This window comes from Planosporangium thailandense, from assembly GCF_011947195.1.
GTDB lineage: Bacteria > Actinomycetota > Actinomycetes > Mycobacteriales > Micromonosporaceae > Planosporangium > Planosporangium thailandense.
Genome location: NZ_JAATVY010000003.1, coordinates 156,872 through 180,613 on the forward strand (window position 1 = coordinate 156,872; position 23,742 = coordinate 180,613).

Sequence of the window (23,742 nt, forward strand, 5' to 3'; positions counted from 1 at the left end):
TCGACCGCACCGGGGGTACTCGAAGATTTGTCGCCCGCAGACCCTGGGATGATGGAGCCCGCCCGGCGTGTTGATCGGGAAAATTGTGTCGAGCGGCACGGCGACGACAGGGGGAGTGAATGTGGCGCGGGTAGGTTCGCTGCACAACTTCGGTCCATGCCGCCGACCCGCGCGTTCGGGGCTGCCCCGGCGGGTCGCGACGCTGTCGGTGCACACCTCGCCGCTCGACCAGCCCGGCACCGGCGACGCGGGCGGGATGAACGTCTACATCGTCGAGGTGGCCAAGCGGGTCGCCGAGGCCGGTGTCGAGGTCGAGATCTTCACCCGCGCGACAGCGAGCGACCTGCCGCCCGTGGTGGAGATGGCGCCCGGCGTGCTGGTCCGGCACGTGGTCTCCGGCCCCTTCGAGGGGCTGGCCAAGGAGGAGCTGCCGGCGCAGCTGTGCGCGTTCACGACCGGTGTGCTGCGGGCCGAGGCGGCCCAGGCGCCGGGATGGTACGACCTGGTGCACTCCCACTACTGGCTGTCCGGGCAGGTCGGCTGGCTGGCCAAGGACCGCTGGGGGGTGCCGCTGGTGCACACCGCGCACACCCTGGCGAAGGTGAAGAACCTGATGCTGGCCGCCGGCGACACCCCTGAGCCGAAGGCGCGGGTGATCGGCGAGGAACAGGTCGTCGCCGAGGCCGACCGGCTGGTCGCGAACACCCCGACCGAGGCCCGTGAACTGATCGACCTGTACGCCGCCGACCTCCGTCGGGTCGCCGTCGTCGAGCCCGGTGTCGACCTTGACCGGTTCTGTCCTCCGGCGGTCGGCCGGGAGGACGCCGTGAAGCTCGTCGCCCGCAGCCGGTTCGGGCTGCCGCCCGACGCGTATGTGGTGGCGTTCGTCGGTCGCATCCAGCCCCTCAAGGCCCCTGACGTGCTGCTGCGCGCCGCCGCCGAGCTGCGCGCGCTCGACCCGGAGACGGCGCGCAAGCTCGTGGTCGCGGTCTGCGGCGGCCCGAGCGGCACCGGCTTGGAGCGTCCGACGGCCCTCATCGAGCTCGCCGCCGAGCTTGGCATCTCCGACTCCGTGCGGTTCCTCCCGCCGCAGCCGGCCGACGCGCTCGCCGACCTGTACCGCGCCGCCGATCTCGTGGCGGTGCCCAGCCACAACGAGTCGTTCGGCCTGGTGGCGCTCGAGGCGCAGGCGTGCGGCACGCCGGTCGTCGCCGCGGCCGTGGGCGGTCTGGTCACGGCCGTACGGGACGGCGTGTCGGGTGTGCTGGTCGACGGCCACGACCCGGTCGACTGGGCCCGCGCCATCGGGCGCCTGCTGCGCTCTCCGGGCGAGCGGGCCCGATACCGGCTGGCCGCCGCGGCGCACGCCCGCAACTTCTCCTGGAACCGCACCGCCTGCGGACTGCTCGCCGTCTACCGGGAGGCGATGAGCGAGCACCGGGAGCGCCATGCGGCCGCGTCGGCGACGGGAGCGTGCTCATGAGCGAGGAACGCGACCGGGTCGGCGCGCTGATCGAGTCGGTCTGCGCCGACCGGGAGGTGCCGGTCGAGCGTACGGGCGACCACTCCTTCGTGGTGACGCTGCCCGGCACGCACAAGTTGAAGACGAACTGCAACCTCATCGTCGGCGAGCACGCGCTGCGGATCGAGGCGTTCGTGATGCGCCAGCCGGATGAGAACCGCGAGCAGCTGTGGGCGTGGCTTTTGAAGCGAAATGCCCGGATGTTTGGCGTGGCGTTCTCGATCGACGACGCCGGTGACGTATACCTGACCGGTCGGGCGCCGCTGACCGCGATCACACCCGACGAGCTCGACCGACTGCTCGGCTCGGTGCTCACCTACGCGGACGAGAGCTTCAACCCGATGCTCGAGATCGGATTCGGCACGGCGATCCGGCGCGAATGGGAGTGGCGGGTCAAGCGCGGCGAGCCGCTGGACAACCTGCGCGCGTTCGAACACTTCGTCAAACGTACGGATTGAGGTAAGTGCCGGTGACCGAGTCGACGGTCCACGCCCCCACCCGAGTCGACCCGGTCACCACGGGGACAGCCGCGCCGCTCTTCGCCTGGCGGCCGGTGGCGGCCGTGGCCGTCGGCCTCGCCGCACTGCTCGCGGCGACCTCCACCCGTTACGACTACCACCGTGACGAGCTGTACTTCCGCGAGCTGGGCGCGCACCCCGCCTGGGGGTACGTCGACCAGCCGCCGCTGACCCCGTTGCTGGCCCGCGCGTCGACGGCGGTCTTCGGCGACTCGGTCTGGGCGCTGCGCCTGCCCGCCCTGCTGAGCGCGGTGGCGGCCGTCTTCCTGCTGGCTCTGATCGCGCGTGCGCTCGGCGGCGGCCGGGGCGCCCAGGCGCTGGCCGCGGTCGGCGTCGTCTCGGTGTTCCCGCTGATCAGCGGGCACATCCTGCTCACGTCGAGCGTCGATCTCGTCGTCTGGGCGGTGGTGATCCTGTGCGTGATCCGGGTCCTGCGCGGTGGCCACCCGCGCTGGTGGCTGGCCGCCGGCCTGGTCACCGGCCTGGGCCTGTACAACAAGCACCTGATCGTGCTGATGCTGCTCGCCCTGGCCGTCGGGCTGCTGCTCGTCGGGCCGCGCCGGGTCCTGCTGTCCGGCTGGCTGTGGGCGGGCGTCGCGATCGCGCTGCTGGTCGGCTCACCCAACCTCGTCTACCAGGTCAGCCACGACTGGCCGCAGCTGCAGATGGCGCGGGCGATCCAGCGCAACAAGGGCGACGACGCCCGCGTGATGTTCGTACCGCTGCAACTGGTCCTGCTCGGACTGGGGCTCGTGCCGATCTGGGTCGCGGGCCTGGTGTCGTTGCTGCGCAACCCTGCCCTGCGCGCCGTACGCGCGCTCGGCGTCGCGTACCCGGTGATCTGTGTCCTCGTGCTCGGCACCGCCGGGCAGCCGTACTACACGATGGGGGCACTGCTCGCGCCGTACGCGGCGGGCTGCATCGCCACCGTGCGGTGGCTGTCCGGCCGACCCGCGCGGCGGGCCTGGGTGGCGGCGGCGGTCGTGTTCAACATCGCCTGCTCCGTGGTGATCGCGCTGCCGGTTCTGCCCGTGGGCGTCCTCGGCAAGACCCCGATCCCGGCCATGAACCAGACCGCGCGCGACCAGGTCGGCTGGCAGATGTACGTGCGCCAGGTGGCCGACGCGTACCGGGCGCTGCCGGCCGGCGAGCGCGCCGGCGCGGTGATCATCGCCGCGAACTACGGTGAGGCGGGCGCGCTCAACCGGTACGGGGGGCGGTACGGGCTGCCGCACACGTACAGCGGCCACAACGAGCTGTACTACGAGGGCGCACCGCCCGCCACGGCGAACGCCGTGCTCGTCGTCGGCTACCGGATGGACGCATTCCTCGACGCCCGGTTCGGCTCGTGCCGACAGGTCGGCCACCTCGACAACGGGGTCGGTGTCGACAACGAGGAGCAGGGGATCCCGATCCGGGTTTGCCGGGATCCGCGCGCGCCGTGGCCGCGACTGTGGCCCGCGTTCCAGCACTTCGACTGACCGTTGGTGATCACCATCACGGTGTCCGCTAGCTGTCAGGTGCGCTGTGAGCGGCGTGACAGACAGGTGGTGGGAAGCGGTGGATGCTCGGTCCAGCGGTGATCCGCATCGATCGACCCGCCTGCTGGGGGGATCTCGGGGGGACGGGTCGATGGAGGCCGGCTCGCGCCGGGTGAAACGGGGGCTGGGCGGGCAGGGCGGGTGGCACGCACGTGGGGGTGCGCGCCACCCGCCGACGGTGTCCACCGCTCGGACGTGATTGAGCGTCACGTGGCAACTAAGGGTGTGAGCGCTTGCTGCTCTGACCGGCGGCCCATAGCGTCCCGGCACACGTCATTCGCAGTGGCGGCTGGGGAGGCGCGATGGCTGGCTCACGGTTGCGCACGGCGCTTGCCGGAGTGCTTCTCGCCGTCACCTCGGCGGCTTCGGTTCTGGTCGGGCCGCAGGCGGCCACCGCCGCCACCGACGTGTCATCGATGCGGGACGTGGTGCCGGCGCCGTTGATGGTCAAGCCCGCCGCCGGTACGACGTTCACGCTGACGGCCGGTACGAGGATCTTCACCTCACCCGGTGCCCGTGAGGTCGCCGGCTATCTCGCGGGCATCCTGCGCCGCTCGACCGGCTACCGGCTACCGGTGGTCGAGGGCTCCGGCGTCGGCGTGTCGCTGCTGCTCACCGGCGCCGATCCCGACGTGGGCGACCAGGGCTACCGACTCGACGTCACGCGGGCGAGCGTGGTGATCCGGGCGCAGAGCGGGGCCGGTCTCTTCGCCGGGGTGCAGACGCTGCGTCAACTCTTCCCCGCGGCGATCGAGAGCCCGACCGCGCGCCCGGGTCCCTGGGCCGTCGCCGGCGGGCAGATCGTCGACCGTCCGCGCCTGGCGTACCGCGCGGCGATGCTCGACGTGGCCCGGCACTTCTTCACCGTGGCCACCGTCGAGCGTTACCTCGACGAGCTCGCTCTGTACAAAGTGAACTACCTGCACCTGCACCTGACCGACGACCAGGGCTGGCGGATCGCGATCGACAGTTGGCCACGGCTGGCCACGTACGGCGGCAGCACCCAGGTCGGTGGCGGTGCGGGCGGATACTTCACCAAGGCCGACTACCGCGCGATCGTCGCGTACGCGGAGGCCCGCTACATCACCGTCGTCCCTGAGGTCGACATGCCGGGCCACGTCAACGCCGCGCTCGCCTCGTACGCGGAGTTGAACTGCGACGGCAAGGCGCCGCCGCTGTACACCGGAACCGGTGTGGGCTTCAGCTCCCTGTGCATGACCAGGGACGTCACATACCGGTTCGTCGACGACGTCATCGGCGAGGTGGCCGCGCTGACGCCGGGGCCGTACCTGCACATCGGCGGGGACGAGGCGTACGCCACCAAGCCGGCCGACTACGCCAGCTTCATGAACCGGGTGCAGGAGATCGTGGCGGCCCACGGCAAGGCGGTGCTCGCCTGGCATCAGGTGGTGACGGCGACGCCGCTGCCTTCCACGGTCGCGCAGTACTGGGGCACCACCCGCTCGGCGCCGGACGTCGCCGCGGCCGCCGGGCGCGGGACGAAGCTGCTGCTCTCGCCGGCCAACAAGGCGTACCTCGACATGAAGTACGACGCGAGCACCCCGCTGGGGCAGGACTGGGCGGGGTACGTCGAGGTGAAGGACGCCTACGACTGGGACCCCGGGACCTACCTCGACGGGGTCGGCGCGTCGTCGGTGCTGGGCGTCGACGCTCCACTCTGGACCGAAACGATCGTGGCGTTGCGCGACATCGAGTACATGGCGTTTCCGCGCCTGCCGGCCATCGCCGAACTGGGGTGGTCGCCGACGTCGACCCACGACTGGAACGCGTTCCGGGTCCGGCTGGGCGCGCAGGGGCCGCGATGGACGACCCAGGGCATCACCTTCTACCGCTCGCCGCAGATACCCTGGGCGGGGTAGCGATGGTGGCGGCGACGCGGCGTTCGCGCGCCGGTGAGGCGAGCAGATGGCCCACCGCGGCCAGGACGCCGACCAGTCCGCACAGCGCCCAGTGCCAGTTGCCCAGGTGTTCCAGGCTCCACCCGCCGACAGCCGGGGCAACGAACCCGGCCGCCGGGAAGGTCAGGTAGAACACGCTCTGGTAGCGCCCGCGCAGCTCAGGCGGGGACAGTTCGGCGTTGATCTCCGCGTTCGGCGGGGCGGCGAGCATCGAACCGGCGGTCCAGACCGCCGCGGCCACGAGGTACACCGGCAGCGTGTCCGCGCCGCCGACCATCCCGATGCCGAGGCCGAGCAGCGCGACCGCCACGGCCAGCACGCGACCCTTCACCCGGCCGGTGATCAGGCGGGGCACGAACAACTGCCCCAGGACGATCAGCACGCCCGCGAACGCCGTCACGAGCCCGTACGCCGACGGGCGCAGCCCGTCGGCGCGCATGGCGAGCGGGAGGATCGTCGAGGTCTGCAGCGTCAGCACGGCCAGGACGAACGTGAGCCCCACGAAGGTCAGGAAGGTCCGGTCGGTGAGCGCGGTGTGCAGTCCTCCCCGGGGCTCGTTCGGCGCGGTACCGGATTCTCGCGCGGCCCCGGTCTCCGGCACCCGCAGCAGCAGGATCACGAACGTGATGAACGTGGCCGTCGCGTCGAGCGTGAACAGCAGGGTGAAGCTGACCTCGGCCACCATGCCGGCGAGCAGCGAGGCGCCGGCCATCCCGAGGTTGACCGCCCAGAACTGGAGGTTGAACGCGCGGGTACGGTCGGGCTCGGGCACGACGTCGACGATCGCGGCCACGAACGCGGGCGGAGCCATCTGTTGCGCGAACCCGATCAGGGCCGTGACCACCGTGATGACCGGCAGCCAGGGGGAGAAGGCGAGGGCGAGCATCAGGACGGTCGCGGCGGCGTGGCAGGCGAGCAGCGTCGAGCGGCGGCCCCACCGGTCGGCGAGGACGCCGCCGGCCAGCACGCCGAGCGCCCCGCCGACGCCGTGCGCCCCGACGACGAGGCCGGCGGCCGCGGGGGACAGGCCCCGCGCGCTGGTCAGGTACAGCGACAGGAACAGCACCGCGAAGCCGCCGAGCCGGTTGATCAGGGTCCCGGCCCACAGGTACCAGTAGGCACCGGGTAGGCCGCCCAGGTTCGCCCGGTACCAGGTCCGCAACGGCGCTCCCGATCAGTTAGGGCTATTAACAGCTAGATCCTAACCAGCTTCTCCTCCGCCGGCTCGGTGGCAACCGCCGGCGCGGGTGGAGTCACCGGCGCCGACTCCGGCTTCAGATCGGCGATGCGCCGATCGCGGGCCGGCCCGGCGAGCAGGTTCCAGCCACCCGCCACCAGGCCGAGCGCGAGGCAGCCCAGCCAGAGCGCCGTGCCGCCCGCCTCCTGTTGCACGAAACCGCCGAGTACGGGCGCCGCGAAGCTCGCCAGTTGCCACGAGAGGCTGTACAGGCCCTGGTAGCGCCCGCGCATCGAGACGGGTGACAGCGAGGCGAGGAGCGCCGAGTTGGAGGGCGCGTTGAGCATCTCGCCGAGGGTCCAGACCACGACCGTCGCCGCGTACCAGATCGGGGTGTGCGCGAAGGCGGTCAGGCCGAACCCGAGGCCGATCACGACGGCCGACCCGGCGATGACGCGGGTCGGGCGACGGTCGCGTAGCAGGCGGGTGACGGCGAACTGGCCGGCGACGATGAGGATGCCGTTGACCGCGATCACGAGTCCGAAGGTCCGGCTCGACAGGCCGTCCGCGCGCATCGCGATCGGCAGCATGGACATGTGCTGCAGCATGATGAGCGCGATCAGCAGGTTGCAGACGACGAAGCCGAGGAAGACCCGGTCGCTCAGGGCGGTCCGGAGGCTGCCGCGCTGCTCGGTGGCGTCCGCGGGTACGGCGGGCCGCGTCTCCGGCACCTTCACCGCGATCAGGACCGCGGCCGCCGCGGTGGTCGCCGCGTCGAGCGCGAACAGCAGCAGGTAACCCGCCTGCGCGGCGAACCCGGCGAGGATGGCGGACGCGCTGAAGCCCAGGTTGACCGCCCAGTACCAGACGGAGAAGGCGCGCATCCGGTCGGCGTCGGGAACGATGTCGGCGATCATCGCGCCGAGCGGTGGGCGGGCCGACTCGGCGGCCAGGCCGAGCGCGGCCGCCGCGACGGCGATCAACGGGGGTGCGGTCGCGAGCCCGAGCAGCAGCATGAGGACCGAGGCGCTGCCGAGCGCCGTCAGCGCGGTCGGGCGGCGGCCCCACCGGTCGGTCAGGTACCCGCCGACGGTGACGCCGACCGCGCCGCCGGCCCCGTACAGGCCGACGACCAGGCCCGCGGCCGACGGGGAGAAGTGTCGCTGGCCGGTGAGGTAGAAGGCCAGGAAGAGGATGACGAAGCTGCCAGCCCGGTTGATCAGCGTCGCGGTCCACAGTGCCCAGAACCGGCCGGGGAGCCGGCCGGCCCGTCCTGATCCCACCGCCCGTGACCGATCCATGTCCCCCGCCTCCCGTAATGCCCACAATGGCTCGCGCGCCTTACACCTTAGAAGGCCCGATCCGTGGCCGACAGCGATTTACCGGTGTTGGTGATCACCATGGCGGGTGCCCGGCGGCGCTTCGGGCGCGTACGCGAAGATGTGGGGCATGAGCGAAGTCGGGACACTGGTGCTGCTGCGCCACGGCGAAAGCGAGTGGAACGCCAAGAATCTGTTCACCGGCTGGGTCGACGTGGACCTCAGCGCAAAGGGAGAGGCGGAGGCGCGTCGCGGCGGCGAACTGTTGCGCGAACACGACCTGCTGCCCGATCTGGTGCACACGTCGGTGCTGCGCCGCGCAATTCGTACGGCTGAGATCGCCCTCAACGCCGCTGACCGGCTGTGGATCCCGGTGCACCGGACCTGGCGGCTCAACGAGCGCCACTACGGGGCCCTGCAGGGCAAGAACAAGAAGCAGACCCTCGAGCAGTACGGCGAAGAGCAGTTCATGCTGTGGCGCCGCTCCTACGACACCCCGCCGCCGCCGATCGCCTCCGACGACGAGTGGTCACAGTTCGGCGACCCCCGGTACGCGACCCTGCCGCCGGAGTTGATGCCGAAGACCGAGTGCCTCAAGGACGTCGTGGGGCGGATGCTGCCGTACTGGTACGACAACATCGTGCCGCAGTTGCTCGACGGCAAGACCGTGCTCGTCGCCGCGCACGGCAACTCGCTGCGCGCGCTCGTCAAGCACCTCGACCGGATCTCGGACGAGGCGATCGCCGGCCTCAACATCCCGACCGGCATCCCGCTGCGCTACGACCTGGACTCCGACCTGCGTCCGATCACGCCCGGCGGCGTCTACCTCGACCCCGACGCCGCTCGCGAAGCGGCGGCCGCGGTCGCCAACCAGGGCCGCTAAGTTTCGGCGATCTTGGACACTTGGCGGTGTCATGGGCCCGCCAAGTGTCCAAGATCCGATGAGGAACTACGCCGCGTTCTCGCCCGTCACCAGGAAGATGACGTGCCGGCTGACGTTCACCGCGTGGTCGGCGTACCGCTCGTAGAAGCGGCCCAGCAGCGCGGCGTCCACGGCGGTCTCCACGCCGTGCGGCCAGTCCGGCTTGAGAATCGTGTTGAGCAGCTGGCGGTGCAGCTCGTCCATGACGTCGTCGTCGCGCTCGAGCTGCGCGGCCACCACCGCGTCCAGGTTGATCAGCGCAATCGCGATCTTGCCGGCCAGCTGGTCGGCCACCTCACCCATGCGCTCCACGACCTCGGTGAGCTCCGAGGGGATCACCGGGGCCGGGTGCCGCCGCAGCGCGGCCCGGGCCACGTGCTTGGCCAGGTCGCCCATCCGCTCCAGGTCCCCGGCCACATGCAGGGCGGTCAGCACCATGCGCAGGTCGGACGCCACCGGCGCCTGCCGGGCGATGACGTCGTACACCTTGTCCTCGACGATCCGGTACAGCGCGTCGATCTCGGCGTCCCGGTCGCAGACCTGCTCGGCATCGGTCTGATCGGCCTTGAGTAGAGCATGGGTGGCACGCTGCATGGCCGCCTGGATGGCTTCGGCCATCGCCACCAGCGTGCGGCCGACCTGGAGCAGGTCGGCTCGGAACTCTTCGCGCATGACACTCCTGACAGTGGGCTGGCCGTCCAGACTATGACCCCCGGGCACGGGGATGGTATCGATGAATGAACTGGGTCGGACCGGCCGGTGAACACTCGGCGAAACGGTGTCCGGTTCGCCGTATCGGTCCTGACCGGCGGGGTGCCGGGACCTACGATCGACACGTGCCGTCCGGTTACCTGCTCGCCGTGTGTGCTGCGCTACTTTGCCTGGTCACAGGCGTTGCGGTCGTGGCGGTCATGCGCTCCCGGCGTAACCTCGTGGTCGTGTCATCACCGGCGGAGGGCGGATACCCGGGTTATCCGGGTTCAGACGGCGGACCACTGACGGACCCACCCGGCGCCGACCCTGGTTCGCTCGCGCGCGCGGCCGACGCTCCGCCGGCCAGGGCGGCCATGGAGGCCCTGCGGGTGGGCGTGCTCGTACTCGACGCCGACGACATCCCCGTACTGGCCAACCCGGCGGCCCGGGACATGGGCCTGGTGCGTGGCCGGGGCGACGCGGCGACCGACGCGCACAGCATCGTCCGCACCCTGGCCGGGCAGGTGCGCCGGTCGGGTGAGAGCCGTGAGGTCGAGCTGGATCTCGCGCGGCCGCACGGCGTCGGGGGCGGCGGTGGCGGACAGTTCGGCGTGCACGTACGCGCATCCGCCCTCGACGAGGGCCACGTCGTGGTGGAGGCCGCCGACGTCACCGAGGCGCACCGCGTGGCCCGGGTGCGCCGTGACTTCGTCGCCAACGTCAGCCACGAGCTGAAGACGCCGGTCGGCGCGCTGCAGCTGCTGGCCGAGGCGCTCCTGGAGGCAACCGACCCGGACGACGGCGACGCCGCGCGGGACCCGGCGGCGGCCCGCCGCTTCGCCGAGCGCATCCAGAAGGAGTCGACCCGGCTCGGACGGCTGGTGAGCGAGCTGCTGGAGCTGTCGCGCCTGCAGGGCGCCGAGCCGCTACCCGAGCCGCAGCCGGTCTCGGTCGACCGGATCGTCGCGGAGGTCGTCGACCGTACGCGTACGCCCGCGTCGGCCAAGGACATCGAGGTGCTGTTCGACGGTGAGCGGGAGCTGACCGTGTACGGCAGCGAGAGTCAGCTGGTGACGGCCGTGACCAACCTGGTCGAGAACGCCGTCGCGTACTCGCCGGAGCACACCCGGGTCACGGTGCGTGCCCAGCGGACCGACGACGGTGTCGAGATCTCGGTCATCGACCAGGGGATCGGCATCGAGCCGCGGGACCTGGACCGGATCTTCGAGCGGTTCTACCGGGCGGACAAGGCGCGCTCGCGCGCCACCGGCGGTACCGGTCTGGGTCTGGCGATCGTCAAGCACATCGCGACCAACCACGCCGGGCGCGTCGAGGTGCACAGCACCGTCGGCGTTGGATCGACGTTCACCTTGCGGCTTCCTGGACGTCCACCGGAGGTCTCCACGCCGCTACCGCAGTCGGTTGAGATCAACCCGAATTCGGTTGTTTAGGAAGGACCGGCCGTTGTCACGAGTGCTTGTGGTGGAAGACGAGGAGTCGTTCTCCGACGCCCTCTCCTACATGCTGCGCAAGGAGGGCTTCGAGGTCTCCGTGGCGGCGACCGGCACGGAGGCGATGACCGAGTTCGACCGCACCGGTGCCGACATCGTGCTGCTGGACGTGATGCTGCCCGAGATGTCCGGTACGGAGGTCTGCCGGCAGCTGCGCGCGAGGTCACACGTACCGATCATCATGGTGACCGCCCGGGACAGCGAGATCGACAAGGTGGTCGGGCTGGAGATCGGCGCCGACGACTACGTCACGAAGCCGTACTCGCCCCGTGAGCTGGTGGCCCGGATCCGCGCGGTGCTGCGTCGACACGCCGGGGACGCGACCGACCTCGTCCCGCCGTCCCTGTCCGCCGGGCCGGTACGCATGGACGTCGACCGTCACGTGGTGACCGTCAACGGCGAGGCGGTGCAGCTTCCGCTCAAGGAGTTCGAGCTGCTCGAACTGCTGCTGCGCAACGCGGGCCGGGTGCTCACCCGCGGCCAGCTCATCGACCGGGTGTGGGGCGCCGACTACGTCGGGGACACCAAGACGCTGGATGTGCACGTCAAGCGGTTGCGCTCCAAGATCGAGCCGGAGCCGTCGACGCCGCGCTACATCGTCACCGTGCGCGGGCTCGGGTACAAGTTCGAGCCGTGACGCGGTTTCCCATGATCCTGAAGGGTTGAGGGGGCAATAGGCCCCCTTTCTCTACCGGATCATGCCGACGGGTCCGGGTCCGCCGGGTGCCTGGCGACCAGGCCCAGCTCCAGACGGTGGGCACAGATCTCGGCCAGCTTCTCGTACGCCGCCTTACCGATCAGCGCGGTCAGCTCCGGCCCGTACTCGAGGTACATCGGCTGGGTCCCGACGTGCGCCTCCGGTGAGGACGTGCACCACCAGTGCAGGTCGTGGCCGCCCTCGCCCCAGCCCCGGCGGTCGAACTCGCTCAGCACCGACAGCAGCACCTTCGACCCGTCCGGGCGCTTGACCCACTCCTGTTCCCGGCGGATCGGCAGCTGCCAGCACACGTCCGGCTTGTACTCCAGTGGGTGCACCCCGTCCCGCAGCGCCTGCGCGTGCAGCGCGCAACCGCCGCCGCCCGGGAACGACGGGTCGTTGAGGAACACGCACGGCTGGTCCGGCCCGCGGGTGGCGGTGCGGCGGGCCGGCGTCTCGCCGTCGACGGTGTCCATCTCGGTGTAGTTCTTGAAACCGCGACGGAAGTGCTGCCAGGTCTCCGGCGTGAGCTTCTTCGCGGCCGCCCGGACCCGCTTCTCGTCATCCGAATCGGTGAAGAACGCGCCGTGTGAGCAGCAGCCGTCGCCGGCGCGGCCGGCCACGATGCCGTGGCAGCCGCGCGCGAAGATGCACGTCCACTTCGACAGCAGCCAGGTCAGGTCGGCGCGGATCAGATGCTTCGGATCGGCCGGATCCAGGAATTCGATCCATTCGCGCGGGAAGTCCAGCCCGACCTCGCGGCTGCGCGGATCGTCGGCGCCTTCCATCTGGATCATGATCTCCACCACCACGTCACCTACGTTACGCGGCTACCCGGCGGGATCTACGGTATGCGGATGCGGCTCGGCGTACTTGACGTGGGTTCCAACACCGTCCACCTGCTCGTCGTGGACGCACATCACGGTGCGCACCCGTGGCCGGCGTACTCCGAGAAGGCGGAGCTGCGGCTCGCCGAGAAGATCGGCGAGGACGGCAAGCTGAGCCGTGCGGGCGCGGACGCGCTGGTGGAGACCGTGGCCAAGGCCCGCGACTCGGCCGCGGCGCACGAGACCGAGGACCTGCTCGCCTTCGCCACCTCCGCCGTCCGCGACGCGACGAACTCGGCGGCGGTCCTGCGACGGGTACGCGACGAGACCGGCGTCGACCTCCAGGTGCTCTGCGGCGAGGACGAGGCGATCATGACGTTTCTGGCCGTGCGGCGCTGGTTCGGATGGTCGGCGGGGCGGCTGCTGGTCGTCGACATCGGCGGCGGCTCGCTCGAACTGGCCGCCGGTATCGACGAGGAGCCCGACGTGGCGCTCTCGCTGCCGCTCGGCGCCGGCCGGCTCACCCGGGAGCGGTTGAGCGCCGATCCGCCGTCCGCGGCCCAGGTCGAGCAGTTGCGCGAATACGTCGACGAGCAGGTCGGCAAGGCGGTGGGGATGCTCCGGGACGGCTGGGACCGGCCGGTCGCGACCTCCAAGACGCTCCGTACGCTGGCCCGCCTCGCCGGTGCGGCACCGTCGAGCGCCGGGCTGCGGGTGCCCAGGCGACTCACCCTGACCGGCCTGCACCAGATGCTCGGCTTCATCCGCCGGATGCCGTCCGCCGCGCTCGCCGAGATGGATGGCGTCAGCGCGGGTCGGGCGCATCAGCTGCTCGCCGGAGCGGTGGTCGCCGAGACCGTGATGCGGAGATTGGACCTCGAAGCGGTTGACGTGTGCCCGTGGGCGCTGCGCGAAGGAGTGATTTTACGCCGGCTCGACGTGCTCGGAACCTGAGCGCGCGATGCCCGTCCGGGGTCAGCCATTAGTGGGTGCGTCCGGGCTTCGACGCCGATACGGCGGCTAGGCTGAAGCGGTGACGCCCGTCCTGCTCTCCAGTTCGTCCGTGTTTCCCGAGCCCACCGCGGCGGCCTTCGAGGTCGCGGCGACGCTCGGCTACGACGGGCTGGAGATCATGGTGTGGAACGACGCCGTGAGCCAGGACGCGGGGGCGCTGCGCGGGCTGTCCGAGCACTACGGGGTCCCGGTCCTGTCCGTGCACGCCCCGTGCCTGCTGGTCACCCAGCGGGTGTGGAGCGCGGACCCGTGGGAGCGGCTGCGCCGGGCCGCCGACCTGGCCGAGAACCTCGGTGCGCCGACCGTCGTCGTGCATCCGCCGTTCACGTGGCAGCGCGAGTACGCCCGCGGGTTCAAGCCGGGGATCAGCCGCATCGCGGAGAGCTACCCGAAGATCCGGTTCGCCGTCGAGAACATGTATCCGGTGCGGATGGCCGGGCGCGAGTTCGTGCCCTACTCGCCGGGCTGGGACCCGACCGCCGCCGGGTTCGACGACTACACGCTCGACCTGTCGCACTGCGCCGCTTCGCACACGAACGCCCTCGCCATGGCCGATGCCATGGCCGGCCGGTTGACCCACGTGCATCTCGGCGACGGCACCGGCGAGGGCCGCGACGAGCATCTGGTGCCCGGCCGGGGCGGCCAGCCGTGCGCCGAGCTGCTGCAGTCGCTCGTGCCGCGCGGCTTCCGCGGGTCGGTCGCGGTCGAGGTCTCCACCCGTCGAGCGGCCAGCCGCGCCGAGCGGGAAGCGGACCTCGCCGAGTCGCTCGCGTTCGCCCGCCAGCACCTGGGCACCCCATCCACCGTGGACGCCTGAGGCGCCAGACCGGCGGGGACGCCTCAGGCTACGGGCGCCGGCTCCGATTCCGCGGCCCGCTTGCGCGCCCGGTGGGCGGCGACGTGCGAGCGGGTGGCGCAGCGCTCCGAGCAGAAGCGGCGGCAGCAGTTCGACGAGGTGTCGAGGTACACGTTGCCGCAGCGCTCGTCGGCGCAGATGCCGAACCGCGAACTGCCGTGTTCACACAGCCAGACCGCGAGGCCCCAGGCCGCGCCGGCCAGGAACTCGGAGCTGACCGCCGAGCCCCGACCGGTCACGTGCATGTGCCAGTCATGGGCGTCGTGACCCGAGATCCGCGGGCGGATCGGGTACGCCTCGAGCAGCGCGTTCAGCTCCGCCACCGCTTCGGCGTCCCGGCCGGCCGCGCCGTGTTCGAACACGTCCCGCAGCCGGCGCTGGGCTCGCTTGAGCGCGTTGAAGTCACGGTCGGTGGCTTCCGCAGCCATCCATTCCTGTTCGCCGAACAGCTCGGTCAGGTCGGTCAGCTCCGTCAGCGGCGCGTTGACGAGGTCGACCGCCGTCCGGGCGTACGCGTCGAAGTCCACGCGACAAAGGTAGACAAGAAAAGCGTCGAGCCCTAGTCCAGCCTCGGCAACCGCGCCGGAAAACGGGCGTATCGGGTGCTATCCGGCCGGGCGACGGGCAGCCTGTCGGGCGCGGTCGAAGCGGCGTGGGCGATACGCTCTGCTCATGTTCCGATCGGTGATCCTCGCCGCTGCCGGGTCTTCCCGGGCGGAGCGGCTCGTCCAGCGCGCGCCCATCAGTCGCGGCGTCGTCAACCGGTTCATCGCCGGGTCCGGTCTCGACGACGCGCTCCGCGTCACGGGCGAACTCATCGGTGACGGGCTCGCGGTGACGCTCGACTATCTCGGCGAGGACACCACGACGCCGGCCGACGCGGAGGCGGCGCGGGACGAGTATCTGCGGCTGCTCGACGGGCTGGCCACCGCGGAGCTGACCCCGGCGGCCGAGGTGAGCGTGAAGCTGTCCGCCCTCGGCCAGGCCTTCGACGTCGAGCGCGCCGAGGAGTACGCCCGGGCCATCTGCGTCAAGGCGACCGAGGCCGGCACCACGGTCACCCTCGACATGGAGGACCACACCACGACCGATTCGACCCTGGAGGTGCTGGCGCGGCTGCGGGAGGACTTCCCGACCGTCGGGGTCGCGCTCCAGGCGTACCTGCGGCGTACCGAGGCGGACTGCCGTGAGCTGGCCGGAGGCGGGTCGCGCATCCGACTGTGCAAGGGCGCGTACGCCGAGCCGGAGTCGGTCGCCTACCAGACCCGCCTCGACGTCGACAAGTCGTACGTCCGCTGCATGAACATCCTGATGGCCGGCGACGGCTACCCGATGATCGCAAGTCACGACCCGCGGGTCGTGGCCATCGCCGAGGACCGGGCGAAGTGGTTCGACCGGTCATGCGACGAATTCGAATTCCAGATGCTCTACGGGGTGCGCCCGGAAGAGCAGCGACGGCTGGCCAAGGAGGGGTACACCGTCCGGGTCTACGTGCCGTACGGCACGCAGTGGTACGGGTACATGATGCGCCGGCTCGCCGAGCGCCCGGCCAATCTCGCGTTCTTCGCCAGGGCGCTGCGTTCCCGGGGCTGATACGGCGTCGGCTTTCGCGTTCTACAGAGCGAGACGTGTAAGTATCGCGTAGCGTCCAAGCGTGACCGAGGAGGAGCTCGATCCCGCGCGCCGACCGGCGCGGACCCGACTGATCCGGATCGGGCTCGGACTGGCGGCCCTGTCCGGGCTGCTCGGCGGTTCGGCTGTGCCGACGGCCGGCCACGACTGGCGGCGACCGCTCGATCACCGGGCTGCGGCGGTGGCCGCGCAGGCGCCGTCGGACGGCTCCGGTGACGGCGGCCCTACCGGGTACCAGCGGGCGTCGGGCACGGTCGCCGCCAGGGCCGGCTCCTCGCGGGTGTACGGCCGGATCCAGGCGGTCCTCGATACCCAGGCGGCGGCACTGTTACGCGGTGACGAGAAGGCGTTCCTCGCGCCGGCCGACCCCGCCAGAATGGCGCTCGTCGACGACCTGCGCCAGCGGTTCACCACCCTGCGGGCGATGAGCGTGGCGGGCTGGACGGAGAAGCTCGACGGTGAGCCCGAACCGGTCGAGGGTGGTTGGCGGGCGCAGGTACGGCTCGGGTACTGCTTCGTCGTCTCCGGCTGCCAACCGGTGACGGTGCCGGTGAGCACGCGCTGGGCCGAGCACACCGGGTCGCCGACCCTGGTCGAGTTCGGCACCTCCGGAACGTCCGATCTTGGTCCCCGCCCATGGGAGGTGACCGACCTTCGGGTGGCGGTGGGCCCGCGGGTGGTGGTCGCCGCGGCGCCCCGGTACGCCGACCGGGTGGCCGAGGTGCTCGCCGCGGCCGAGGAGGCCGCCGGGGTCGCCGACCGGTACGCCCGCTGGTCCCCACCGCCCGGCCGGTACCTGGTGTTCCTCGCCGGCCCGGAGGAGTGGGGCCGCTGGTACGGGGTGCATCAGGCGGAATGGGTCGCCGGGTACGCCATGCCGATCACCGACCGCCACACCGAGATCGTGCTGAACGGCCAGCGCGTCACCACCAACGAGGTGGTCGACACCTTGCGTCACGAGTTCACGCATGTGGTGACGCTCGCGGACGTACGCCGCGACTACTCGAAGCAGTGGTGGCTGGTCGAGGGCATCGCAGAGTACGTGCGGATGGTCGGGCGGCCGCTGAGCGAGTACGAGCTGCTGGCCGCCTCCCGCCGCTACGTACAGGCCGGAAACACCACCAATGTGATGGAGCTGACCGAGCCGCCGGCGAGCGCGTCGACCGAGGACGCGAGCGGCCGGTACGGGGTGGCGTTCCTGTCCGTGCGCTGGCTGGCCGAGCGGTTCGGCGAGGACCGGATGCTGCGCTTCTTCGACGCGGTCGTTCGCCGGGGCCAATCGCCGGAGTACGCCATGACCATTGAGCTCGGCGTCAAGTGGGCGAGCGTCGCGGACGAGTGTGCGGCGTACGTGCGCCAGAATCTCGATTGAAACCCGTCCCGCCGACCCGGGGGAGACGCGGGCGACCGTGACCGGGGGAACGACAGCTTGAGCCTGTTTTCCGATCTCCTCGGAGGCCGGCTACCCTGGATGCGCCATTATTTCCACGTGTCACCGGCGCCTCCCGGCGGCGGCCGACACCATCACGTACCTGACAAGGGGACACTCGTATGGGCTCAGTGGTCAAGAAGCGCCGCAAGCGCATGGCCAAGAAGAAGCACCGCAAGCTGCTGCGCAAGACCAGGGTCCAGCGTCGTCGTCTCGGCAAATGACCTCCGTGCGGTGCATGGGCGCGTAACCTTTCGGTACGTGCCCACGCCGCGTGGGTAAGTCATAGACGTTCCGCCCCCGCACGAGCCGCGCGGCGCGGGCCCACTGCACCAGGCACAGCCGGAGGGACTCGTGAGCGAGCGAAGCGAGCGAACCAGCGGCTCAGTGCGTCGCGAATGCATCGCCGAGCGAAGCGAGGCGATCGTATGAGCGAGCGAAGCGAGCGAACCAGCGGCTCAGTGCGTCGCGAATGCTGCGAATGGCTTGGCCCGCGCAGCTTCGCCCGGCGGCCCAGGCCATTCGTCGCCGAGCGAAGCGAGGCGATCGTATGAGCGAGCGAACCAGCGGCTCAGTGCGTCGTGTGCGGGGTGCTCAGCGGGACGAGCGCAGCGGGAGTTCGGCGCGTCGTGCGCGGTCTAGCAGCTCGACGTCTCGTGGGAGCGCGCCCAAGGTCGTCCTGGTCACCGGCGTGGCCCGACGCCTCGGCGCGCAGGTGGCCGCCCGGCTCGTGGCCGACCCGCGGGTCGAACGGGTCATCGGCGTCGATCTCGCCGCGCCGTCCACCGAGCTGGCACGCCTGCTCGACGGCGTCGAACTGCACCGGGTCGACCTGCGCAACCCGGAGATCGCCCGGCTGCTCGGCGACGAGGGCGTGCAGGCGGTGGCGCACCTGGCGATCACGACCGCGGTCGACTACCAGTCGGGCGGTCGGGGCGCGACCAAGGAGCTCAACGTCATCGGCACGATGCAGCTGCTGGCCGCCTGCCAGCAGGCGCCGGAGCTGCGGAAGCTGGTGATCCGCTCGTCAACGGCGGCCTACGGCGCGTCCTTCCGCGACCCGGCGGTCTTCACCGAGGACACCGAGCCGCGTGAGACGCCGCGCGGCGGCTTCGCCCGCGACGTACTCGACGTCGAGGGGTACGTGCGGGGCTTCCGCCGTCGCTGCCCCGACGTCGTGGCGACGGTGCTGCGGTTCGCACCGTTCATCGGGGAGCACGCCGACACGAGGCTCAAGCGGTACTTCTCGCTGCCCGTCGTGCCTACCGTCCTGGGCCGCGACCCGCGGTTGCAGTTCGTCCACGTCGACGACGCGGTCGAGGTGCTGCACCGCGCGACCGTGGAGCGCCACCCCGGCACGTACAACGTCGCCGGCCGCGGCGTGCTCACGTTGTCGCAGGCGATCCGGCGGGCCGGCCGGGTCACGCTGCCCGTGATCGAGCCTGGCCTTTCGGCGGTGGCGGGGTTCGCCAAGAGTTCGGGGGCGCTCGACTTCTCCCTCGACCAGCTGGACCTGTTCGTACACGGCCGGGTGGTCGACACCACCCGCCTGGTCGAGGAGTTCGGCTTCGAGCCGCGCTCCACCGCGGCCGCGTTCGACGACTTCATCCGGGGAGCCGGTTTCGGGCCGTTGGGCCCAGACCGCGTGCGCAGGGCCGAGCGGGCGATCCTGGACGGCATTCGGCGGGTCCGCGACACGGCGGAGGGGGACCGGTGAGCGACGGTCGGTTCGAGGCTGGGGACGCCCACCAGATGGCTGCGGACGCCCACCAGATGGCTGCGGACGCCCACCAGCTGGCTGGGGATGCCGACGAGACGGCGGAGGCGGATGTCTGGGACGGGCGGGTCGCCCGGCTGCTGGCACTGCTACGCCACCGGCTGACGGGCGACTACGAGGTCGATGAGTTCGGTTTCGACCGGCAGCTCACCGAGTCGGTCTTCCTGCCGCTGATGCGGCCGTTCTACCGCACCTGGTTCCGGGTCGAGACGTACGGGATCAAGCACCTGCCCGACGACGGCCCGGCGTTGATCGTGGCGAACCACTCCGGCACGATCGCGCTCGACGCGGCGATGCTGTGCGTCGCGGTCCATGACGAGCACCCCGCCAGGCGTTTTCTCCGCCTGCTCGGCGCCGACTTCGTCTTCCGCATGCCGGGACTGTCGGAGGTGGCGCGCAAGTCCGGCAGTACCCTCGCCTGCAACCCCGATGCCGAGCGGCTGTTGCGCAGCGGCGAGTTGGTCGGGGTGTTCCCGGAGGGGTTCAAGGGCGTCGGCAAGCCGTTCGCCGAGCGCTACAAGCTGCAGCGTTTCGGCCGGGGCGGATTCGTCTCCGCCGCCCTGCGTACGGGTACGCCGATCATCCCGGTGTCGATCGTCGGCGCCGAGGAGACCTATCCGCTGCTCGGCAACATCCGACCGTTGGCGCGCCTGTTGGGCGCGCCCTACTTTCCGGTGACACCGCTGTTTCCGTGGCTCGGGCCGCTGGGCATGGTCCCGCTGCCGAGCAAGTGGCTGATCGAGTTCGGCGAGCCCATCGTGACGGAGGGCATGGCCGACTCCGCCGACGACCCGATGGCCGTGTTCAACCTCGCCGACCAGGTACGCGAGACGATCCAGCAGACCCTGCACCGGCTGTTGGAGCTGCGTCCCGACCCCTGGTCGGCCTAGCCGACGGCCGCGTCACCTGGCGGAGTGCGTGCCGCGGCGTCGCTTCGCCAGGGCGACGCCCGCCACGAGCGCCCCGGCGGCCACCGCCGTACCCATCGCGGTGGGCACGGCGACCTTCGCGGCCTTGCGGCCGGTGCGGAAGTCCCGGATCTCCCATCCGCGCCGGCGGGCCTCGGCGCGCAGCGCGGAATCCGGATTCACCGCCACCGCGTGTCCGACGGCCGACAGCATGGGCACGTCGTTGACCGAGTCGCTGTAGGCCGAGCACCGCTCCAGGTCCAGCCCCTCGGCGTCCGCGAGCGCCCTGATCGCGTCGGCCTTGGCCGGGCCGTGCATCAGGCCGCCGACCAGGCGGCCGGTGTAGACGCCGTCGCGTACCTCGGCGACGGTGCCGATCGCGCCGGTGAGGCCGAGCCGCTCGGCGATCACCCGGCCCAGCTCGACGGGGGCGGCGGTCACCAGCCAGACCCGCTGGCCGGCGTCCAGGTGCATCTGGGCCAACGCCCGGCTGCCCGCCCAGATGCGCTCGGCCATCAGCTCGTCGAAGATCTCCTCGCTCAACCGCTCCATCTCATCGACGCGCCAGTCGGCCACGAACGCGAGGGCGGCGTCCCGCGCCGCGGACATGTCCCCGGCGTTCTCGGAGGCCAGGAGCCGGAACTTGAGCTGCTGCAGGCCGAAGCGCAGCAGGTCGCCGGTGGTGAAGTACTTGCGGGAAGCCAGGCCGCGGGCCAGGTAGTAGATGGAGGCGCCCTGCATCATCGTGTTGTCGACGTCGAAGAAAGCGGCCGCCGTGGGATCGGCCGGCACGGTGAGCGCCGCCTCGACCTCCTCGGCCGCCCAGCCGGCGAGCGGGTCCACCAGCTTCGTCGACGCGCCACCGGCGCGCGACTTGCGGCGACTCTGGATCCGGCCCGCCATGCTCTCGCCCCCCTTGTCCGGACACCCCGACGGCCGTCGGTGGCACCAATGCGAGGGTATCTGCCTAATACCGGATCGTGGGCTGATGACGGACCTATCACGTGCGGCGGCCGGTCGACGGACCGGTGAACACGGGTGAAAGGGCACCCGGTCGGGTGCGCCCTCAGCCGCCGCCCAGGAGGCGTCCGAGTCGGTCCAGGAGGCCGCCGGTGACCTGCGGCACCGTGGTCGGCGGTGCGCTGATCGGGGACGCGAGCCGCTCCGTCCCCGAGGTCACAGCTGGGGCGCCGGGCGTCGGGGTGGTCGGCCGGACGTATGCGCCGGTCGCCGGTGGTGTCACGGTGGCGGTGCGGGCGGGCGGCTCGCTGCGGACGGCTGGGCCGCCGGCACCCTTCTTGAGGCTGTCGGCGGCCGGGCTGTGCGCCGTGCAGGCACCGGGAACGGGACCCAGGTCGTCAGCGGTCCAGTTCGCGGCGTCGGCGCAGTCGAGGTTCTTGCGCAGCCCGTCGACGCGCTTCTGAACGCGGTCGAGAAGCTGCAGCGAGTCGACCGTACGGGTGCGCGCGTCGCCGCTGAGGGCGCCGAGCATGCCGGCGATCGTGTGGCGCTGCCCGGCCACGAACGCGTCAACGGTGTCCAGCGAGGCGGGATCGCGCCGGTCGACGGCGGCGGCCGTGAGCAGTCGTACGCCCTGGCGCGTCTCGTCGTCCATGTCGGTGAGGACCGCGAGGATGTCGTGGCGATCCGCGGCCGCCTCGTTGCCGCGGGCCTTCGCGAACTCGAGGTACAGCTCGCCACGGCCCTGCTGGGAGCTGGACAGCGCGAGCTGGGCGCGCTCGGCCGACCGCTTCATCCCGTACAGCGGATCGCCGGGCCTGGCATCGACGCTGATGGTCGACAATGCGGCGACGGCGAGGGTGCCGACGGCCAGCCCGACCGCGACGGCGCCGCGGGCGCGACGGCTGCGTATCGGAAGCCATGCGGCCGCCAACCGGCGGTTGGCGGGCTGCCGCGCGGGCTCGGGGCTGGCCTCGGGCAGCGCGGTGGCGCCGATCCCTTCCCGCTCGATCGTCGCCATCAGCATCGCCCGCAGCCCGGTCCGGAACTCGGGGTCCGCCTGCGGGGTGAGGTCGATGCCGCGCAACCGGTGACCGAGGTCGACGAGGTCGGTCAGCTCCCCGTCGTCAGGGGCGGGGCGCGCGGCGTGGTGACGGATCCCGGCAGCCTCGTCGAGGAGTTGCGCGAAGCGCTCGGCGCGTCGCCGGTGGAAAAGGAACAGGTTCACCGGGAGCACCTCCCTTCGCTCGTCGCGGCTGTGCGGCGCGACGGGATGGCGCGGGTCGCCATCGGGACTGACGGGCGCCTGGCCGCCAGTCGTACCACCTCCAACGAGGCGCTTACGGTCCGGTTACGGTCGCCGAAAACGTGATTTCGCACACTCTTTTGTCAAAACGTGTGCGCGCACGTCCTAGGGCTGGAAACCGTCCGGGAGCAGTCGGGCGAGGGTGCGGACCGCGCGGTACTGGAGCGCCTTGATCGCACCTTCGTTCTTGCCCATGGCCTGTGCGGTCTCCGCCACCGAGAACCCCTGCAGGAAACGCAGCACGATGCACTCCTGCTGCTCGGGGTTGAGCTGCTTGACGGCCCGCAGCAGCGCCACGTTCGTGATGTGGTCGACGACGGCGCTCTCGGGGCTGCCTTCCGGGCCGCTCTCGGCGCGTTCGGCGTCGAGGACGTCACCGGTGGTCACCTCGAGCCGGTACCGGCCGGACTTGAAGTGGTCGGCGACCAGGTTGCGGGCGATCGTGACCAGCCATGCGCCCAGGTCGCGGCCCTGCCAGGTGAAGCTGCCGATGCGCTTGAGCGCACGCAGGAAGGTGTCGGCTGTCAGGTCCTCGGCCAGTTGCCGGTTGCCCACCCGGAAGTACACGAACCGGAAGACGGTGTCGAAGTACCGGTCATAGATCAGGCCGAACGCCTCGGCGTCGCCCGCCTGCGCCCGCTCGACCAGCAGCCAGACCGCCGTGGCCGCTTCGGTCGCCTCGGGGCGGTCGGGGTACCCGGGCGGCGGGCCGTCGGACCCTCCGGTCCGCTCGTCGGACTCGGCGTCGAGCGCCACGGAGTGGGCCTGCTGGTCCGACTCGGCGGGGAGTCGGAAGGAGTGCGTCGCCGGCGCGGCGGCCTCCCCGCGAGCCTCCGGGGACACGGACCGACCTTCCGGGGAGACCCGGCCGGCGGGTGCGCTCCGGTTGTCGGCCGGCCGGGTGTTCGTACCCGGGCTGTGGCGCGTGGCGGGCGGGCCGCTGTACGGGCGTTCCCGGGTGTGCGGGACGCCGCCGTCGGCGCGAAGCGTGGTCGCCATCATCTTCCGGATCACGTCCAGGCTGTCGTTGACTTCGATGTGCCCCGCGAGGACGTCCGGGCCGGAGCTCAGCTCGTACCCGCTCATGCGGACCCCCCGAGCGCGTCGGTCCGGTGGCCGGTCCGTTCGCCGCGCCGGGCCGGCGCGTCCCCGAATCGGCGGAGATCCCCGAGCCGGTCGAGCCGATGGGCCACGACGGCGGGCCGCGGAGCCAC

21 protein-coding genes and 1 pseudogene are annotated in these 23,742 nt (G+C 71.4%); 14 read left to right on the plus strand and 8 right to left on the minus strand.

Annotation, left to right across the window (positions count from 1 at the left end):
• Positions 1-139: 139 nt before the first annotated feature.
• From mshA to HC031_RS06160, 4 genes are all read left to right on the plus strand, one after another.
• Positions 140-1,483 carry a D-inositol-3-phosphate glycosyltransferase gene (mshA, locus tag HC031_RS06145; RefSeq protein WP_240942195.1) on the plus strand — a complete coding sequence of 448 codons (1,344 nt, stop codon included), beginning with the start codon at positions 140-142 and terminating at the stop codon, positions 1,481-1,483.
• A complete protein-coding gene (locus HC031_RS06150; RefSeq protein WP_167924196.1) occupies positions 1,480-1,980 on the plus strand; it encodes a type III secretion system chaperone family protein in 501 nt (166 codons plus the stop codon). The genes mshA and HC031_RS06150 overlap by 4 nt, the downstream gene beginning before the upstream one ends.
• An 11-nt stretch (positions 1,981-1,991) precedes the next feature.
• Entirely contained in the window at positions 1,992-3,521 is a 1,530-nt protein-coding gene (locus HC031_RS06155) for a glycosyltransferase family 39 protein (protein ID WP_167924197.1), read from the plus strand.
• Positions 3,522-3,883: 362 nt separating this feature from the next.
• Positions 3,884-5,461 carry a beta-N-acetylhexosaminidase gene (locus HC031_RS06160; RefSeq protein ID WP_167924198.1) on the plus strand — a complete coding sequence of 526 codons (1,578 nt, stop codon included), beginning with the start codon at positions 3,884-3,886 and terminating at the stop codon, positions 5,459-5,461.
• Here the strand turns inward: HC031_RS06160 and HC031_RS06165 are convergent.
• A complete protein-coding gene (locus HC031_RS06165) occupies positions 5,421-6,662 on the minus strand; it encodes an MFS transporter (RefSeq protein ID WP_167924199.1) in 1,242 nt (413 codons plus the stop codon). The genes HC031_RS06160 and HC031_RS06165 overlap by 41 nt on opposite strands.
• Before the next feature lie 32 nt (positions 6,663-6,694).
• Positions 6,695-7,978 carry an MDR family MFS transporter gene (locus HC031_RS06170; RefSeq protein ID WP_167924200.1) on the minus strand — a complete coding sequence of 428 codons (1,284 nt, stop codon included), beginning with the start codon at positions 7,976-7,978 and terminating at the stop codon, positions 6,695-6,697.
• Positions 7,979-8,126: 148 nt separating this feature from the next.
• Here HC031_RS06170 and HC031_RS06175 point away from each other — a divergent pair, with 148 nt between their 5' ends.
• Positions 8,127-8,879, plus strand: a complete 753-nt coding sequence (locus tag HC031_RS06175; protein ID WP_205862332.1) for a phosphoglyceromutase — start codon at positions 8,127-8,129, stop codon at positions 8,877-8,879.
• Positions 8,880-8,945: 66 nt separating this feature from the next.
• On the opposite strand, the gene phoU is transcribed toward HC031_RS06175, so the two are convergent.
• The gene (phoU, locus tag HC031_RS06180) at positions 8,946-9,590 is read right to left on the minus strand and encodes a phosphate signaling complex protein PhoU (protein WP_167924201.1); all 645 of its coding nucleotides are present in this window, start codon (positions 9,588-9,590) and stop codon (positions 8,946-8,948) included.
• 239 nt (positions 9,591-9,829) lie between these two features.
• On the opposite strand from phoU, the gene HC031_RS06185 reads away from it, so the two are divergent.
• Both HC031_RS06185 and HC031_RS06190 read left to right on the plus strand, forming a co-directional pair.
• Positions 9,830-11,062, plus strand: coding sequence for a sensor histidine kinase (locus HC031_RS06185; RefSeq protein WP_167924462.1), 1,233 nt, complete (start codon positions 9,830-9,832; stop codon positions 11,060-11,062).
• A 13-nt stretch (positions 11,063-11,075) separates the two neighbouring features.
• Entirely contained in the window at positions 11,076-11,759 is a 684-nt protein-coding gene (locus HC031_RS06190; RefSeq protein WP_167924202.1) for a response regulator transcription factor, read from the plus strand.
• 59 nt (positions 11,760-11,818) lie between these two features.
• Here the strand turns inward: HC031_RS06190 and HC031_RS06195 are convergent, their stop codons facing one another.
• The gene (locus tag HC031_RS06195) at positions 11,819-12,616 is read right to left on the minus strand and encodes a DUF3109 family protein (protein ID WP_167924463.1); all 798 of its coding nucleotides are present in this window, start codon (positions 12,614-12,616) and stop codon (positions 11,819-11,821) included.
• 60 nt (positions 12,617-12,676) lie between these two features.
• Between HC031_RS06195 and HC031_RS06200 the strand changes: the two genes are divergently transcribed.
• Positions 12,677-13,600: a Ppx/GppA phosphatase family protein gene (locus tag HC031_RS06200; RefSeq protein ID WP_167924203.1), complete on the plus strand. Its 924-nt coding sequence runs from the start codon at positions 12,677-12,679 to the stop codon at positions 13,598-13,600.
• Between the two features lie 79 nt (positions 13,601-13,679).
• A complete protein-coding gene (locus tag HC031_RS06205; protein WP_167924204.1) occupies positions 13,680-14,477 on the plus strand; it encodes a TIM barrel protein in 798 nt (265 codons plus the stop codon).
• Positions 14,478-14,500: 23 nt separating this feature from the next.
• On the opposite strand, the gene HC031_RS06210 is transcribed toward HC031_RS06205, so the two are convergent.
• Positions 14,501-15,043 carry a CGNR zinc finger domain-containing protein gene (locus HC031_RS06210; protein WP_167924205.1) on the minus strand — a complete coding sequence of 181 codons (543 nt, stop codon included), beginning with the start codon at positions 15,041-15,043 and terminating at the stop codon, positions 14,501-14,503.
• 145 nt (positions 15,044-15,188) lie between these two features.
• Here HC031_RS06210 and HC031_RS06215 point away from each other — a divergent pair, with 145 nt between their 5' ends.
• From HC031_RS06215 to HC031_RS06235, 5 genes are all read left to right on the plus strand, one after another.
• Positions 15,189-16,109 (plus strand): proline dehydrogenase family protein, encoded by a 921-nt coding sequence (locus HC031_RS06215; RefSeq protein WP_167924206.1) that lies wholly within the window; start codon positions 15,189-15,191, stop codon positions 16,107-16,109.
• A gap of 61 nt (positions 16,110-16,170) precedes the next feature.
• Complete coding sequence (locus HC031_RS06220; protein ID WP_167924207.1) at positions 16,171-17,520, plus strand: hypothetical protein; 1,350 nt, start codon at positions 16,171-16,173, stop codon at positions 17,518-17,520.
• A 179-nt stretch (positions 17,521-17,699) separates the two neighbouring features.
• A complete protein-coding gene (locus HC031_RS06225; RefSeq protein ID WP_007465623.1) occupies positions 17,700-17,801 on the plus strand; it encodes a 30S ribosomal protein bS22 in 102 nt (33 codons plus the stop codon).
• Positions 17,802-18,256: 455 nt separating this feature from the next.
• Positions 18,257-19,294: an NAD-dependent epimerase/dehydratase family protein gene (locus tag HC031_RS06230; protein ID WP_240942196.1), complete on the plus strand. Its 1,038-nt coding sequence runs from the start codon at positions 18,257-18,259 to the stop codon at positions 19,292-19,294.
• A gap of 56 nt (positions 19,295-19,350) precedes the next feature.
• Entirely contained in the window at positions 19,351-20,244 is an 894-nt protein-coding gene (locus tag HC031_RS06235; protein WP_167924464.1) for a lysophospholipid acyltransferase family protein, read from the plus strand.
• 12 nt (positions 20,245-20,256) lie between these two features.
• Here the strand turns inward: HC031_RS06235 and HC031_RS06240 are convergent, their stop codons facing one another.
• The 3 genes and pseudogenes from HC031_RS06240 to HC031_RS06250 form a co-directional block, all read right to left on the minus strand.
• Positions 20,257-21,165, minus strand: a complete 909-nt coding sequence (locus tag HC031_RS06240; protein ID WP_167924209.1) for an HAD family hydrolase — start codon at positions 21,163-21,165, stop codon at positions 20,257-20,259.
• A 421-nt stretch (positions 21,166-21,586) separates the two neighbouring features.
• Positions 21,587-22,450 (minus strand): annotated as a pseudogene (locus HC031_RS06245) (DUF5667 domain-containing protein); the annotation flags it as partial.
• Positions 22,451-22,633: 183 nt separating this feature from the next.
• Positions 22,634-23,614: an ECF subfamily RNA polymerase sigma factor, BldN family gene (locus tag HC031_RS06250; protein ID WP_167924210.1), complete on the minus strand. Its 981-nt coding sequence runs from the start codon at positions 23,612-23,614 to the stop codon at positions 22,634-22,636.
• Between the last annotated feature and the right edge of the window lie 128 nt (positions 23,615-23,742).